Consider the following 15234-nt stretch of genomic DNA (forward strand, 5'->3'; position numbering starts at 1 on the left):
TGAAGGTCCGGAAGGTCCGGCCGGATAATTTGCAGCTGGAATGCCGAATACCTACGCTGCCCGGTATGCGGCTGCTGCGCTCCACCGACCTGGCCCTGCGGGTCCTGATGCGCCTCGCCGTGGCCGGCGACTCCCGTCCGACGACGCGTGACGTCGCGGCGGCCGTGGACGTGCCGTACACCCACGCCGCGAAGGTCGTGGCGGAACTCCAGCATAGAGGGCTGCTCATCGCCCGGCGCGGCCGTGGCGGCGGGCTGTCCCTCACGGAGAAGGGCCGTGGTGCCTCCGTGGGCGCCCTGGTCCGCTCCTTCGAGGGAGAGGGCGACGTGGTCGAGTGCGAGGGCGGCTCCTCCGTCGCCCCCTGCCCGCTGCGCTCGGACTGCCGCCTGCGCGGCGCCCTGCGCCGGGCTCAGGAGGCGTTCTTCGCCTCGCTGGACCCGATCACGGTGGCGGACATCGCCGCGGACCCCACGGGCCCGCTCCTGCTCGGCATCCCGCGGGCCCGCTAGCAGCCTGCCCCCGCGGGCCCGTCAGCAGCCCGCATCCCGCGGGTCCGCCGGCAGCCTGCCCCCGCGGGTCCGCCGGCAGCGGGTGGCTGTCCGGCGGATCCGCCGGACAGCCACCCGCCCGGATACAGCCCGGCCCCTGGTGCCGTCGGCCTGCCCCTGGTGCCGTCGGCCGGACCAGGCTCCGGCGGGACGCCGCCGTCCACCCAGCCGCCCCCGGCCCGCCCGAAACCGGCCGCCCACGGCTCCCGGCTCCCGGCTCCCGGTCCAGCCTGTGGGGGCGTCGCTCGGGTCGTGCCGCGGGTCACGGGGTTCGGCACGCCCCTCCGCGGCGTTGCCGTTGCGCGCCGGCACTCCGCGTCGACTCCCTCCTCCGCCTCGCGGGCGCACGCACCGGACCCCGCTCGACGGGGCTGCGAGGCACCCCCCGCCCGGGACCGGTCTGATCCCAACGGAACCCCCTGGCTAGCTGGCCAGCCACAGGTCGGGGCCGAACACCTCGTAGTGGATGTGGGCCGGCGCCACGCCCTTGCCGATCAGCTGCTCGCGCACCGCCCGCATGAACGGCAGCGGACCGCACAGGTACGCGTGCGTGGCCGGCGCGACCGGCACCTGCGCGAGGTCGACGTAGCCGGTGTGGGCACCCTCGGGGGCGTCCTGCTCGTACCAGAAGCGCACGGTCGCGTCCGGCAGCTTGGCCGGGAACGCCTCATGGTCCGCGCGCAGGGCGTGGTCGGCGGGGGAGCGGTCGCCGTGCACGACGGTGACCGGGGCGCGGTGCCCGCTCTCGGCGAGGTGCGCCAGCATCGCGGTGATCGGGGTCACGCCGATCCCGGCGGAGGCCAGCAGCAGCGGGGTGTCCGCGTCGGTGTCGAGGACCAGGTCGCCGTGGGCCTCGGACAGCTCCAGAACGTCACCGGCCCGCACGCGGGCGTGCAGGTGGTGGGACACCTCGCCCTCGGGGGCCGGGTCCGCGTGCACGCGCTTGACGCTGAACTGCCGCGCGTCGGGGTCGGGGGCCCCGGAGAGGCTGTACTGCCGTATCTGCCGGGCGCCGTCCGCGAGGGTGACGCGGACGGAGACGTACTGCCCCGCGCGGAAGGCGCGCACCGGGCCGCCGTCGGCCGGGCGCAGCCGGAAGGTCACGACGTCGGCGGTCTCGGTGATCCGTTCGACGACCTCCCAGGTCCGCCACTGGTGCCCGCCGCGCTCCTCGTACAGCCGCTTCTCGATGGCGGTCAGGGCGTTCGCCATCAGCCAGTAGACCTCGTCCCAGGCGGCGGCGACCTCGGGGGTGACGGCCTCGCCCAGGACGTCGGCGATGGCGGCGAACAGGTGCTTGTGGACGATCGCGTACTGGTCCGGGGTGATGCCGAGGGAGGCGTGCTTGTGGGCGATGCGCCCCAGCATCGCGTCGGGCCGCTGGTCCGGGTGGTCCAGCAGGTGCGTGGCGAACGCCGCGATCGATCCAGCGAGGGCCTGGCGCTGGGTGCCGGAGGCCTGGTTTCCGCGGTTGAACAGGTCGCGCAGCAGCTCGGGGCGGGCGGCGAACATCCCGGTGTAGAAGCGCTCGCTGATCTCGCCGAGGGACGCGCCGACGGCGGGAAGGGTAGCGCGGACGACGGTGGCGGACTGCTCGGACAGCATCGGGTCTCCTCATGGCTGGGTACCTGTGCCCCCATTAAAACTTGCATCCGAAATTCCAATTTAGGGGGGGGTGGGTTTCGCGGAGCCGGAAGGGGAGCGGCGGGGCGGGTGGGGGTCGGGCGTTACGGATGCCTGCCCGAAAGGGCAAGATGGGCAGCGGAGCGGTACACCTGTCGTGTGCCAGGCGTTCAGGCCGCGGCCAGCCGCCCGATCAAGGTCGGCAACGCGTATGAAACGCTCGTGTGGTGGGATGCTCGGGAGCCCGACCGCCTCCCGTGGTGCGGGAGCGGACAGGCGGCCTGACCGGCAAGGATGGGGAAGCGGAAGATGGACAAGCAGCAGGAGTTCGTGCTCCGGACGTTGGAGGAGCGCGACATCCGGTTCGTGCGCCTGTGGTTCACCGACGTGCTGGGCTTCCTGAAGTCCGTGGCCGTCGCCCCCGCCGAGCTGGAGCAGGCGTTCGACGAGGGCATCGGCTTCGACGGCTCCGCCATCGAGGGCTTCGCCCGGGTGTACGAGTCCGACATGATCGCCAAGCCGGACCCGTCGACCTTCCAGATCCTCCCGTGGCGCGCCGAGGCCCCCGGTACGGCCCGCATGTTCTGCGACATCCTGATGCCGGACGGCTCCCCGTCCTTCGCGGACCCGCGCTACGTCCTCAAGCGCGCGCTGGCCCGCACCTCCGACCTGGGCTTCACCTTCTACACCCACCCGGAGATCGAGTTCTTCCTGCTGAAGAACAAGCCGGTCGACGGCAGCCGCCCGACCCCCGCGGACAACTCGGGCTACTTCGACCACACCCCGCAGAACGTGGGCATGGACTTCCGCCGCCAGGCGATCACGATGCTGGAGTCGATGGGCATCTCGGTGGAGTTCTCCCACCACGAGGGCGCCCCCGGCCAGCAGGAGATCGACCTGCGCTACGCGGACGCGCTCTCGACGGCGGACAACATCATGACGTTCCGCCTGGTCATGAAGCAGGTGGCGCTGGAGCAGGGCGTCCAGGCGACCTTCATGCCGAAGCCCTTCTCCGAGCACCCGGGCTCCGGCATGCACACCCACCTCTCCCTCTTCGAGGGCGACCGCAACGCCTTCTACGAGTCCGGCGCGGAGTACCAGCTCTCCAAGGTCGGCCGTTCCTTCATCGCGGGCCTGCTGCGGCACGCGGCGGAGATCTCGGCGGTCACCAACCAGTGGGTCAACTCCTACAAGCGCATCTGGGGCGGCACCGAGCGCACGGCCGGCGCCGGCGGCGAGGCCCCGTCGTACATCTGCTGGGGCCACAACAACCGCTCGGCCCTGGTCCGGGTGCCGATGTACAAGCCCGGCAAGACCGGCTCCGCCCGCGTGGAGGTCCGCTCCCTGGACTCCGGCGCCAACCCTTACCTGGCCTACGCGCTGCTCCTGGCGGCCGGCCTGAAGGGCATCGAGGAGGGCTACGAGCTCCCGCCGGGCGCCGAGGACGACGTGTGGGCCCTCTCCGACGCGGAGCGCCGCGCCCTCGGCATCGAGCCGCTCCCGCAGAACCTGGGCGAGGCCCTGACCCTGATGGAGCGCAGCGACCTGGTCGCCGAGACCCTCGGCGAGCACGTCTTCGACTTCTTCCTCCGCAACAAGAAGCAGGAGTGGGAGGAGTACCGCTCCGAGGTCACCGCGTTCGAGCTGCGCAAGAACCTGCCGGTGCTGTAGGCGCGCCCCGGAGCGAACGGGTGTCCCCGTCGGCGCGGCGGGGAGAGAGGGGCCGGCGGTCGTACACCGCCGGCCCCTCTCGCGTACCCCGTCCCCGCCCTCCTCAGAAGGCGAGCACGCAGGCGACGGCCACGTCGACCGTGAGGACGGGCAGGTGGACCATCATCACCGAGTCGGAGAACAGCGCGCCCGTCCACGGGACGCTCGACAGATAGGGCCGGGTGTCCATGCTGAAAAGGGGGACGCGCGGCGGCCGGTGCAGGGCGGCGTCGTCGTAGAGCCGTCGGAACATGCGCTCGCGCCGCAGGTAGAAGCCGTCGAGCGCCCAGAAGCCCAGGCCGATGAGGAGCGCCAGGGTGGCGATGCGCCACTGGTCGACCTGGACCGAGACGGCCAGGAGGACACCGGTCGCGGTGACGCTCCACCCCCGGATCAGGAAGACGTTGTTGCCGAGCCGAGCGATGGTCGCCTGGATGAACTCGAGATGCTTGATCCTTTCGTTCTCCGACCTGACGTCCGCCTCCACGTCGTCCCTTCCTTCTCCGGGTTCGTCGGGCCGCCGCCCCCGGCGTTGGGGGGAGCGGTCGCCGCACGGCCGCCGTCCCGTCCGGCGGGCCGCCGAGCGAGCCCGCGGCGGAACGGTCCGCTGTGCGTCATGGCGTCATCGTGCCCCACGTTCCGCTCGCCGTACGGCCACTCTCCGCGACCCGGGGCCCCGCGGCGGCGGTGAGCCGGGGGACGGCACGTTCCCAAGAACCGGAAGGCGACCGTCCGTAACTGCGCGGAACCTTGTCAGCCCCGAGGACGTAGCTTTACTGTCACGACAACAGAAAGCGCTTTCCCGCCGATGGGTCCGGCCCACCCCCGCCCTCCCTCATCGGTTCTACTGACATGCCCATGACATGACCGAAAGGCGAGACGACAATGAGACGATCAGTCGCAGTACGGCTCTCGGCGTTAGCGGCCACGGGAGCCGTCGCGGCCGCGACGGGGCTGGCGATGTCCACGGCCGAGGCATCCGCCGGAGCATCCGCCGGGACGTCCGCCGCGGTGGCCGCCGCCGGCGCCACCGGTTACGCGACCCAGAACGGCGGCACCACCGGAGGCGCGGGCGGCCAGACGGTCCGTGCCACCACCGGCACCGCGATCCACCAGGCGCTGTGCAGCCGCGCCAGCAGCTCCACCCCGATCGTCATCCAGGTCGAGGGCACCATCAACCACGGCAACACCAGCAAGGTGTCGGGCGGCAGCTGCAGCACCGCCGACGGCGTGATCGAGCTGAAGCAGATCAGCAACGTCACCATCGTCGGCGTGGGCAACGGCGCCGTCTTCGACCAACTGGGCATCCACATCCGGGAGTCCAGGAACATCATCATCCAGAACGTGACGATCCGGAACGTCAAGAAGTCCGGCTCGCCCACGTCGAACGGCGGTGACGCCATCGGCATGGAGAGCGGTGTGCGCAACGTGTGGGTCGACCACACCACGCTGGAGGCGTCGGGCGGCGAGTCGGAGGGCTACGACGGCCTCTTCGACATGAAGGACAACACGCAGTACGTCACCCTCTCCTACAGCACCCTGCGCAACTCCGGCCGCGGCGGCCTCATCGGCTCCAGCGAGAGCGACACCTCGAACGGCTACGTCACGTTCCACCACAACCTGTACGAGAACATCGACTCCCGTACGCCCCTGCTGCGCGGCGGCATCGCGCACATCTACAACAACCACTACAAGAGCCTGAACGAGTCCGGGATCAACTCCCGCGCCGGGGCCCGCGCCAAGGTGGACAACAACTACTTCGAGGACTCCAAGGACGTCCTCGGCACGTTCTACACGGACGCGGCCGGCTACTGGCAGGTCAGCGGCAACATCTTCGACAACGTGACCTGGTCCGAGCGGGAGGGCGACCACAACCCGGCCGGTCCGAACCCGACGTCGAACACCTCGGTGAGCATCCCGTACGCGTTCACGCCGGACGCGGCGAGCTGCGTGCCGAGCGTCGTGAGCCAGACCGCGGGCGCCAACAAGGGCCTGAAGGTGTCGGACGGCAGCTGCACCCCGCAGACCCCGGACCCGACCGAGCCGGACCCCACCGAGCCGGACCCCACGGACCCCGACCCGACCGACCCGCCGAGCGGCACCAACCTCAGCCTCGGCGCCGGCGCCGACGGCAGCAGCAAGGCCGACGGGACGAGCTACGGCAACGTCCGTGACGGCAGCATGAGCACCTACTGGTCGCCGGCCGGCTCGACCGGCTCGGTCTCGGTCAAGTGGGGCACCGCCACCACCGTCTCCAAGGTCACCATCCGCGAGGCGGCGGGCGCCGAGGGCGCCATACGGTCCTACCGGGTCGTCAACCACGACACCGGAGCGGTCCTGGCCTCCGGCAGCGGAGCGGGCGTCATCGGCTTCCCCGCGACCTCCCTGAAGAAGATCACCTTCGAGATCACCGGCTCCTCGGGCACCCCGCGGATCGCCGAGTTCGAGACGTACGCGAGCTAGCACGGGCCGGGGGCCGTCCCCTGACGGGCGGCCCCCGGCGCGCGCCGCCCCCGGCGCGCCCGTCACCCCGTGCGGTGACCGCCTTTCACCGGCACCGCCCGCCCGGTTACGCCCCCGCCAGGTCCCCCAGCACCTTGTGCAGCGGCTCCTCCGCACGGCGCCGGTACTCCTGGACGGACCAGCCGTTGCCGTCCGGGTCCTTGAAGTACATGAACGTGGCGCCGTCGGACGGGGCGTACTGGACCGGTTCGGAGACGTCCAGGCCCCGCGCGACCAGTTCGGCGTGGGCCGCCCGGATGTCGGCGACGCAGAGCTGGAGCCCCTGGTAGGAGCCGGGCTCCGGGGTGGGACCGGGGGTCATCTTCCACAGGCCGTCGCCGAGGGCGATCGAGCAGCCGGAGCCCGGCGGGGTCAGCTGGACGATGCGCAGGCCCGGCATGACCTCCTGGTCGATGTCGACGTGGAAGCCGACCTTGTCCCGGTAGAAGTCCCGGGCCCGGTCGATGTCGCTCACCGGGAGCGGGATCACTTCGAGGGTCATGTCCATGAACTGCGGCTCCTTCGTCGACTCCGGCGTCACGCGAACCGCCGCCCCGTCCGGCTCAACGGCTCCCCCCCACCGAAGCCGAAAACGGCGCCCTCCGCCACCGAAAACGGTGCCCTTCGCCACCGAAAACGGCGTCCTTCGCCACGGCCACCGAAGTCGGCCCCCACGGCCACCGAAGTCGGCCCCCACGGCCACCGAAGTCGGCGCCCTCCGCCACCGAAACCGGCCCCCTCCGCCACCGGCCACCGACGTCGGTCCCCTCCGCCACCCGAGTCGGCCCCCTCCGCCACCGAGAACACGTCGGCGGACCCCCGACCGACCCGGGCCGTGCACCGGTACTCCGGTTAGGCTCATGGCCGTACGACCCGATCCGACCCGGTGCGACTCGATCCGGGTCGAGAGGCACGAGGGAGGCCGGGGATGACGTCGGCGCCGGGGCGCAGGAGCAGTACCTTCACGCGGCTGCTGCGGCACGGCTTCACCGATCCGTCGGCCGCCGAGCGCCTGCTCGACACCGACGGGCTGACCGCCCTGCGCAACGACCCCGTGCTGCTGGAGGCCCTCGGCGCCACCGCCGACCCCGATCTCGCGCTGCTCGGGCTGGTGCGGCTGCTGGAGGCGCAGAGCGGCGCCACCGCACGGCAGGAGCTGCTGGACACGCTGATAGCGGCCAAGCCGCTGCGGGACCGGCTGCTCGGGGTGCTCGGCGCCTCCGCCGCGCTCGCCGAGCACCTGGCCCGGCACCCCAGCGACTGGCAGGCGCTCGTCACCTACGAACCCCGCGACCTGCACCCCGGGATCGAGGAGTTCGAGCGTGGCCTCGCCGGTGCCACCGACCCGGTCTCGCTGCGCGTCGCCTACCGCCGCTGTCTGCTGTCCATCGCCGCCCGCGACGTCTGCGGCACGATCGAGGTCGCCCAGACCGCCGCCGAACTCGCCGACCTGGCCACCGCGACCCTGCGCCGCGCGCTGGGGCTGGCCGCTGCCGCCGCGCCCGAGGACGCCGCCCTGTGCCGCCTCGCGGTGATCGCGATGGGCAAGTGCGGGGGACACGAGCTGAACTACGTCTCCGACGTCGACGTGATCTTCGTGGGGGAGGCCGTCGACGGGGGAGACGAAGGCAAGGCGCTGCGCGCCGCCGGCCGGCTGGCCGCGCACATGATGCGGATCTGCTCCGAGACCACCGTCGAGGGCTCCATCTGGCCCGTCGACGCCAACCTGCGGCCCGAGGGCCGCAACGGCCCGCTGGTGCGCACCCTCGCCTCCCACCTCGCCTACTACCAGCGCTGGGCCAAGACCTGGGAGTTCCAGGCGCTCCTCAAGGCCCGTCCCGTCGCCGGTGACCCCGCGCTCGGCGAGGAGTACACGACCGCGCTCCAGCCACTGGTGTGGCAGGCCGCCGAGCGGGAGAACTTCGTCGCCGACGTGCAGAAGATGCGCCGCCGCGTGGTGGAGAACATCCCCGCCGCCGAGATCGACCGCCAGCTGAAGCTCGGGCCGGGCGGCCTCAGGGACGTCGAGTTCGCGGTGCAGCTGCTCCAGCTGGTGCACGGCCGCGCCGACACCTCCCTGCGCAGCGGCACCACCCTCGACGCGCTGAAGGCGCTCGCCGCCGGCGGGTACGTCGGCCGCTCGGACGCCGCCCAGCTCGACGACGCCTACCGCTTCCTGCGCTCCATGGAGCACCGCATCCAGCTCTACCGGCTGCGCCGCACCCACCTCGTCCCCGAGGACGAGGCCGACCTGCGCCGCCTGGGCCGCTCCCTGGACCTGCGCACCGACCCGGTCGCCACCCTCCACCGCGAATGGAAGCGGCACGCCTCCGTCGTACGGCGGCTGCACGAGAAGCTGTTCTACCGGCCGCTGCTCGACGCGGTCGCCGCGCTCGCCCCCGGCGAGGCCCGGCTCAGCGCGGAGGCCGCCCGCGAGCGCCTGGTCGCCCTCGGCTACGCGGACCCCGCCGCCGCGCTGCGGCACCTGGAGGCGCTGGCGTCCGGGGTCAGCCGCAAGGCGGCCATCCAGCGCACCCTGCTGCCGGTGCTGCTGGGCTGGTTCGCGGACTCCGCCGACCCGGACGCCGGACTGCTCACCTTCCGCAAGGTCTCCGACGCGCTCGGCAAGACCCCCTGGTACCTGCGGCTGCTGCGCGACGAGGGGGCCGCCGCCGAGAACCTGGCCCGCGTGCTCTCCGCCGGGCGGCTCGCCCCCGACCTGCTGATGCGCGCCCCCGAGGCGGTCGCCCTGCTCGGCGACGGGGACGGCGGGGGACTCACCCCCCGCTCCCGCGCCCACCTGGAGCAGGAGGTCCTCGCCGCCGTCGGCCGCGCGGACAACGCCGTCCAGGGCGTCACCGCCGCCCGCGGGGTGCGCCGCCGCGAGCTGTTCCGCACGGCGGCGGCGGACATCGTCGGCTCCTACGGCACCGAGTCCCAGCCTGCCGAGGCCGACCAGGGCGCGCTGGTGGACCTGGTCGGCGGCGCCGTGTCCGACCTGACCGCCGCCACCCTCGCCGGCACGCTGCGCGCCGTGGTCCGCGAGGGCTGGGGGGACACCCTGCCCACCCGGTTCGCGGTCATCGGCATGGGCCGCTTCGGCGGGCACGAGCTGGGCTACGGCTCCGACGCGGACGTCCTGTTCGTGCACGAACCGCGCGAGGGCGTGGACGAGCGGGAGGCGTCCGAGGCGGCCAACAAGGTCGTCTCCGAGATGCGCCGGCTGCTGCAGATCCCCAGCGCCGACCCGCCGCTGCTCATCGACGCCGACCTGCGCCCGGAGGGCAGGTCCGGCCCCCTGGTGCGCACCCTGAAGTCGTACGAGGCGTACTACCGGCGCTGGTCGCTGGTGTGGGAGCGGCACGCGCTGCTGCGCGCCGAGCACGTCGCCGGGGACGAGGACCTGGGCCGCCGCTTCATCGAGCTGATCGACCCGCTGCGCTACCCGGCCGACGGGCTCGACGACGAGGCGGTGCGGGAGATCCGGCGACTGAAGGCCCGGATGGAGTCCGAGCGGCTGCCGCGCGGTGCCGACCCCAAGCTGCACGCCAAGCTCGGCCCGGGCGGGCTGTCCGACGTGGAGTGGACCGTGCAGCTGCTCCAACTGCGGCACGGCGCTCGGGAGCCGGGACTGCGCACCACCAGGACGCGCGAGGCGCTGGCCGCCGCCCGTGCCGCCGGGCTGATCTCCGAGGAGGACGCCGCCACCCTCGACGAGGCCTGGGTGCTCGCCACCCGGGTGCGCAACGCGGTGATGCTGGTCCGCGGCCGGGCGGCGGACACCTTCCCCACCGTCCCCCGGGAACTGGGGGCCGTCGGCCGCTACCTGGGCTACGGCCCCGGCCACGCGGGCGACATGCTCGACGCGTACCGGCGTACGGCGCGCAGGGCGCGGGCCGTGGTGGAGGAGCTGTTCTACGGCGGGTCGTAGCGCCCGGCGGGCGGGCCGGCCGGTCCGGACGGGCGGACCCGCCCGGCGTCTCAGCCCTGCTTCGGCACCGGGACGGTGCCCTGTTCCCGTTTCTCCCGGCCGGGCACCAGCCTCGGCAGCGAGTACGGCCGGCTGCCGTACCAGACCCGGGCGACCCCGTAGCCGAAGGCGAGGCACAGCACGCCGCCCACCGCGTCCATCCAGAAGTGGTTGGCGGTGGCGACGATGACCACCAGCGTGGCCACCGGGTACAGCGCGCCCAGGACGCGCGCCCACGGGACCGCGGCCAGCGCGAAGATCGTCAGTCCGCACCAGACCGACCAGCCGATGTGCATCGACGGCATCGCGGCGTACTGGTTGGACATGTTCTTCAGGTCGCCGGAGGCCATCGACCCCCATGTCTCGTGCACCAGGACGGTGTCGACGAAGTCCTGGCCGTTCATCAGCCGGGGCGGGGCGAGCGGATACAGGTAGTAGCCGGCCAGGGCGATGCCGGTGGTGGTGAACAGGACCGTCCGGGTCGCCGCGTACCGGCCGGGATGACTACGGTAGAGCCACACCAGGACACCCAGCGTCACCACGAAGTGCAGGGTGGCGTAGTAGTAGTTCATGCCGACGACGAGCCAAGTCACCGAGTTCACGGCGTGGTTGACGGACTGCTCGAAGGCCGTGCCGAGTTGCTGCTCCAGCCGCCAGATCCAGTCGGCGTTGCGCAGCGCCTCGGCCCGCTGTTCCGGCACCGCGTTGCGGACGAGCGAGTACGTCCAGTAACTCACCGCGATCAGCAGGATCTCGAACCACAGCCGGGGCCGGCGGGGGACGCGGGGGCGGCGCAGGAAGGTCCGCCCCGTTTCTTCCGCGACGGGATGCGGAACGGCCCTTTCCAGGCCTTCCAGCGTTGTCACGGTCGTGTCACCCATGGGCACAGAGTCTGCCAGAAAAGCCCCACCCCTCAGATCATCCCCCGGTCCCGTCCCGCCCGCATGTTCTCCCCCGACGACAGGCGGGTGCCCTCCTACCGTGGCAGTGCGCGGGACGTCGTTTCCTCCACCCTAGGGACGATTCCGGTCCCCAGGGGCCGAAGCGGTCGAACCGCGCACCACCAGTTCCGGCATGAACACGAACTCGCTGTGCGGGGCGGGCGTTCCACCGATCTCCTCCAGCAGCGTGCGCACCGCCGCCTGACCCATGGCCGGGACGGGCTTGCGGACCGTGGTGAGCGGCGGATCGGTGAAGGCGATCAGCGGGGAGTCGTCGAAGCCGACCACCGAGACGTCCTTCGGCACGTCCAGGCCGCGCTGCCGCGCCGCCCGTATGGCGCCGAGCGCCATCATGTCGCTCGCGCACACCACCGCGGTGCAGTCGCGGTCCATCAGCGCGTTGGCGGCGGCCTGGCCGCCCTCCAGGGTGTAGAGGGAGTGCTGGATCAGCTCGGTCTCGACCGTGGCGGCGCTCAGCCCCAGCTGTTCCTGCACAGTGCGCACGAACCCCTCGATCTTGCGCTGCACCGGCACGAACCGCTTCGGCCCGAGCGCCAGCCCGATCCGGGTGTGGCCGAGGGAGGCGAGGTGGGTGACCGCGAGCGCCATCGCCGCCCGGTCGTCGGGGGAGATGAACGGCGCCTGCACCTTCGGCGAGAAGCCGTCCACGAGCACGAACGGCACGCCCTGGGCGCGCAGTCGCTCGTAGCGCTGCATGTCGGCGGTGGTGTCCGCGTGCAGTCCGGAGACGTAGATGATGCCCGCCACCCCGCGGTCCACGAGCATCTCCGTCAGCTCGTCCTCCGTCGACCCGCCCGGGGTCTGGGTGGCGAGCACCGGGGTGTAGCCCTGGCGGGTCAGCGCCTGCCCGATGACCTGGGCCAGCGCCGGGAAGATCGGGTTCTCCAGCTCGGGGGTGATCAGACCGACCAGGCCCTCGCTGCGCTGCCGCAGCCGCACCGGGCGCTCGTAGCCCAGTACGTCGAGCGCGGCGAGCACGGACTGGCGGGTGGTGGAGGCGACGCCCGGCTTGCCGTTCAGGACCCGGCTGACGGTCGCCTCGCTCACCCCCGCCTGAGCAGCGATATCAGCAAGCCTTGTGGTCACAGGACTGGACTGTAGCGGCCGGGTTCCGCCTTGCACACCGACGGGACGCCTGGTGCGCGCCGTCGGACGGCCCGTTGCGGGCTGCTGGGTCATCGCGGTCCCTCACGTGGTGGTCGGCGTCCGGTCGCAAGGGATGATTCCCCCGGCGGCAACGGATGGCAAGTGCTTGCAGAGTCTTGCACAACGGTCCGAACCCCCGCCGTACGGGCGGAAACCCGGGTCGCGCGGGGGTCGAGAGCAGGTCACGGCGGCATAACTCTCGGCGCTGCTTGCAAAACTTTTCTGCAAAGTCTTTCGATTCGGTTCCATCGCTGTTACGTTCACGTCGCCCGGCGGCGTCCCCCACTCTCGAATCCAATCGAGCGGGAGGGGCCCCCATCGGCGCAGTCGGCAAGTCGGCAGGGCGGCAGACGGGGCCGCTCCCTGCACCACACGGGCTTTCACCCTCAAGGAGAACTCATGCGGCGTGGCATAGCGGCCACCGCGCTGGTGGCGTCCCTCGCCCTCGCGGCGACGGCCTGCGGCGGAGACAGCGACAGCGGCGACGAGGCCGGCGGCCCGGTCACCATCACCTGGTGGGACACCTCCAACGCGACCAACGAGGCGCCGACGTACCAGGCCCTGGTCAAGGAGTTCGAGGCCGCCAACAAGGACATCAAGGTCAAGTACGTCAACGTCCCCTTCGACCAGGCGCAGAACAAGTTCGACACCGCCGCCGGTTCCAAGGGCGCCCCCGACGTGCTGCGCTCCGAGGTCGGCTGGACCCCCGCCTTCGCCAAGAAGGGCTTCTTCGTGCCGCTGGACGGCACCGAGGCCCTCGCCGAGCAGGACAAGTTCCAGCCCAACCTGATCGAGCAGGCCAAGTACGAGGGCAAGACCTACGGCGTCCCGTTCACCACGGACACCCTGGCCTTCGTCTACAACAAGGAACTGTTCGAGAAGGCCGGCGTCGAGGCGCCCAAGACCTGGGACGACCTGAAGAAGGCCGCCGCCACCATCAAGGACAAGACCGGCGTCGACGGCTACTGGGGCTCCACCGCCGGCTACTACGCCCAGCCGTTCCTGTACGGCGAGGGCACCGACATGGTCGACGCCGACGCCAAGAAGGTCACCGTGAAGTCGCCGGAGGCCGAGAAGGCGTACGGCACCTGGCTGGACCTCTTCGACGGCAAGGGCCTGCACAAGGCCGACACCACCGCCGACGCCTACGCCCACATCCAGGACGCGTTCGTCAACGGCAAGGTCGCCTCGATCATCCAGGGCCCGTGGGAGATCACCAACTTCTACAAGGGCTCCGCGTTCAAGGACAGGAACAACCTCGGCATCGCCACCGTCCCGGCCGGCTCCACCGGCAAGGCGGGGGCCCCGACCGGCGGCCACAACCTGTCCGTCTACGCCGGCTCCACCGAGGACAAGCAGCAGGCCGCGCTGAAGTTCGTGAAGTTCATGACCTCCGCCAAGGCGCAGGAGACCATCGCGCTGAAGAACTCCACGCTGCCCACGCGCGACGACGCCTACACCGCCGAGGTCAAGACCGACCCGGGCATCGCCGGCTACCAGACGGTCCTCCCGGCCGCCCAGCCGCGCCCGGCCCTGCCCGAGTACAGCTCGCTGTGGGGGCCGATGGACGACGAGCTGCCCCAGATCGCGGGCGGCAAGGAGTCCCTGGACAAGGGCCTGGGCGACGCGGAGACCGCGATCGCCAAGCTGGTGCCGGACTTCAGCAAGTAACCCGCGTGGCCGCCGGACCCGCTTCCAGGAGGGGAGGGTCCGGCGGCCGCCGGCCTGTGTGCCGTACCCCTTGATCATCCAGAAGGTGCCGAACCATGACAGTCGCCATCGACCGCGCCACCGGCAAGCGCAGCGGTGACCGCGCGCCCCGGCCGGGGCCGGCCAGCCGCCTGAAGCGCAGTTTCGACAAGCACTGGTACGCCTACGTCATGATCGCGCCGGTGGCCGTCGTGCTCGGCGTCCTCGTGCTGTACCCCCTGGCGTACGGCTTCTACCTCACCCTCACCGACGCCAACAGCCTCAACTCGGCCCGCACCATCGGCGTCAACGAGATCGAGGCCACCTACAAGTTCATCGGCCTGGACAACTACGCCGACATCCTGTGGGGCGAGACCGCCTACGACCGCTTCTGGTCGCACTTCGTCTGGACGATCGTGTGGACGGCCGCCTGTGTCGCCCTGCACTACGGCATCGGCCTGGGCCTGGCCCTGCTGCTCAACCAGAAGCTGCGCGGCCGCACCCTGTACCGGCTGGTCCTGGTCCTGCCGTGGGCCGTGCCGACCTTCGTCACCGTCTTCGGCTGGCGCTTCATGCTCGCCGACGCCGGCATCATCAACTCCGGCCTGGACGCGCTCGGCCTGCCGACGCCGCTGTGGCTGGAGGACACCTTCTGGCAGCGGTTCGCCGCGATCATGGTCAACACCTGGTGCGGTGTGCCCTTCATGATGGTCTCCCTGCTCGGCGGCCTGCAGTCCATCGACGCCAGCCTCTACGAGGCGGCCGAGATGGACGGCGCCACCGCCTGGCAGCGGTTCCGCCACGTCACCCTGCCCGGTCTGCGCTCGGTCAGCTCCACCGTGGTCCTGCTCGGCATCATCTGGACGTTCAACCAGTTCGCCGTGATCTTCCTGCTGTTCGGCAACACCGCGCCGGACGCGCAGATCCTCGTGACCTGGGCCTACCAGCTCGGCTTCGGACAGCAGCCGCGCGACTTCGCGCAGTCCGCCGCCTACGGCATGCTGCTGCTGGCCATCCTGATCGTCTTCACCTCCTTCTACCGCCGCTGGCTGAACCGCAATGAGCAGCAGCTCGCGATCTGAGG

Annotated in this window: 11 protein-coding genes; 6 read left to right on the plus strand and 5 right to left on the minus strand. The window is 71.6% G+C overall.

The window, feature by feature from the left end; genetic code table 11:
- Nucleotides 1-65: 65 nt before the first annotated feature.
- The gene (locus FHX78_RS25260; protein WP_145869690.1) at nt 66-509 is read left to right on the plus strand and encodes an RrF2 family transcriptional regulator; all 444 of its coding nucleotides are present in this window, start codon (nt 66-68) and stop codon (nt 507-509) included.
- A gap of 462 nt (nt 510-971) precedes the next feature.
- Here FHX78_RS25260 and FHX78_RS25265 read toward each other — a convergent pair whose 3' ends face one another.
- The gene (locus tag FHX78_RS25265) at nt 972-2153 is read right to left on the minus strand and encodes a globin domain-containing protein (RefSeq protein ID WP_145869691.1); all 1182 of its coding nucleotides are present in this window, start codon (nt 2151-2153) and stop codon (nt 972-974) included.
- A gap of 327 nt (nt 2154-2480) precedes the next feature.
- Here FHX78_RS25265 and glnA point away from each other — a divergent pair, with 327 nt between their 5' ends.
- Nucleotides 2481-3842 (plus strand): type I glutamate--ammonia ligase, encoded by a 1362-nt coding sequence (gene glnA / locus FHX78_RS25275; RefSeq protein ID WP_145869693.1) that lies wholly within the window; start codon nt 2481-2483, stop codon nt 3840-3842.
- A gap of 103 nt (nt 3843-3945) precedes the next feature.
- On the opposite strand, the gene FHX78_RS25280 is transcribed toward glnA, so the two are convergent.
- Entirely contained in the window at nt 3946-4368 is a 423-nt protein-coding gene (locus FHX78_RS25280) for a hypothetical protein (RefSeq protein ID WP_145869694.1), read from the minus strand.
- Nucleotides 4369-4766: 398 nt separating this feature from the next.
- On the opposite strand from FHX78_RS25280, the gene FHX78_RS25285 reads away from it, so the two are divergent.
- Nucleotides 4767-6344, plus strand: a complete 1578-nt coding sequence (locus FHX78_RS25285; RefSeq protein WP_145869695.1) for a pectate lyase family protein — start codon at nt 4767-4769, stop codon at nt 6342-6344.
- 106 nt (nt 6345-6450) lie between these two features.
- On the opposite strand, the gene FHX78_RS25290 is transcribed toward FHX78_RS25285, so the two are convergent.
- A complete protein-coding gene (locus FHX78_RS25290; RefSeq protein WP_145869696.1) occupies nt 6451-6891 on the minus strand; it encodes a VOC family protein in 441 nt (146 codons plus the stop codon).
- A gap of 420 nt (nt 6892-7311) precedes the next feature.
- Between FHX78_RS25290 and FHX78_RS25295 the strand changes: the two genes are divergently transcribed.
- Nucleotides 7312-10314, plus strand: coding sequence for a bifunctional [glutamine synthetase] adenylyltransferase/[glutamine synthetase]-adenylyl-L-tyrosine phosphorylase (locus FHX78_RS25295; protein WP_145869697.1), 3003 nt, complete (start codon nt 7312-7314; stop codon nt 10312-10314).
- Between the two features lie 50 nt (nt 10315-10364).
- Here the strand turns inward: FHX78_RS25295 and FHX78_RS25300 are convergent, their stop codons facing one another.
- Together FHX78_RS25300 and FHX78_RS25305 are read right to left on the minus strand one after the other, a co-directional pair.
- Nucleotides 10365-11234, minus strand: coding sequence for a phosphatase PAP2 family protein (locus tag FHX78_RS25300; RefSeq protein WP_145869698.1), 870 nt, complete (start codon nt 11232-11234; stop codon nt 10365-10367).
- A gap of 132 nt (nt 11235-11366) precedes the next feature.
- Complete coding sequence (locus tag FHX78_RS25305) at nt 11367-12401, minus strand: LacI family DNA-binding transcriptional regulator (RefSeq protein ID WP_145869699.1); 1035 nt, start codon at nt 12399-12401, stop codon at nt 11367-11369.
- A 459-nt stretch (nt 12402-12860) separates the two neighbouring features.
- Between FHX78_RS25305 and FHX78_RS25310 the strand changes: the two genes are divergently transcribed.
- Complete coding sequence (locus FHX78_RS25310; protein ID WP_145869700.1) at nt 12861-14132, plus strand: extracellular solute-binding protein; 1272 nt, start codon at nt 12861-12863, stop codon at nt 14130-14132.
- Between the two features lie 95 nt (nt 14133-14227).
- A complete protein-coding gene (locus FHX78_RS25315) occupies nt 14228-15232 on the plus strand; it encodes a carbohydrate ABC transporter permease (RefSeq protein WP_145869701.1) in 1005 nt (334 codons plus the stop codon).
- Nucleotides 15233-15234: the final 2 nt, after the last annotated feature.

Source organism: Streptomyces capillispiralis (assembly GCF_007829875.1).
Classification (GTDB): Bacteria; Actinomycetota; Actinomycetes; order Streptomycetales; family Streptomycetaceae; genus Streptomyces; species Streptomyces capillispiralis.

Excerpts from the sequence above, each read along its gene's own strand:
- FHX78_RS25315 (WP_145869701.1), top strand. The coding sequence starts at position 14,228 with ATGACAGTCGCCATCGACCGCGCCACCGGCAAGCGCAGCGGTGACCGC.
- FHX78_RS25260 (WP_145869690.1), top strand. The coding sequence starts at position 66 with ATGCGGCTGCTGCGCTCCACCGACCTGGCCCTGCGGGTCCTGATGCGC.
- FHX78_RS25295 (WP_145869697.1), top strand. The coding sequence starts at position 7,312 with ATGACGTCGGCGCCGGGGCGCAGGAGCAGTACCTTCACGCGGCTGCTG.
- FHX78_RS25300 (WP_145869698.1), bottom strand. The coding sequence starts at position 11,234 with ATGGGTGACACGACCGTGACAACGCTGGAAGGCCTGGAAAGGGCCGTT.
- FHX78_RS25310 (WP_145869700.1), top strand. The coding sequence starts at position 12,861 with ATGCGGCGTGGCATAGCGGCCACCGCGCTGGTGGCGTCCCTCGCCCTC.
- glnA (WP_145869693.1), top strand. The coding sequence starts at position 2,481 with ATGGACAAGCAGCAGGAGTTCGTGCTCCGGACGTTGGAGGAGCGCGAC.
- FHX78_RS25265 (WP_145869691.1), bottom strand. The coding sequence starts at position 2,153 with ATGCTGTCCGAGCAGTCCGCCACCGTCGTCCGCGCTACCCTTCCCGCC.
- FHX78_RS25285 (WP_145869695.1), top strand. The coding sequence starts at position 4,767 with ATGAGACGATCAGTCGCAGTACGGCTCTCGGCGTTAGCGGCCACGGGA.
- FHX78_RS25290 (WP_145869696.1), bottom strand. The coding sequence starts at position 6,891 with ATGGACATGACCCTCGAAGTGATCCCGCTCCCGGTGAGCGACATCGAC.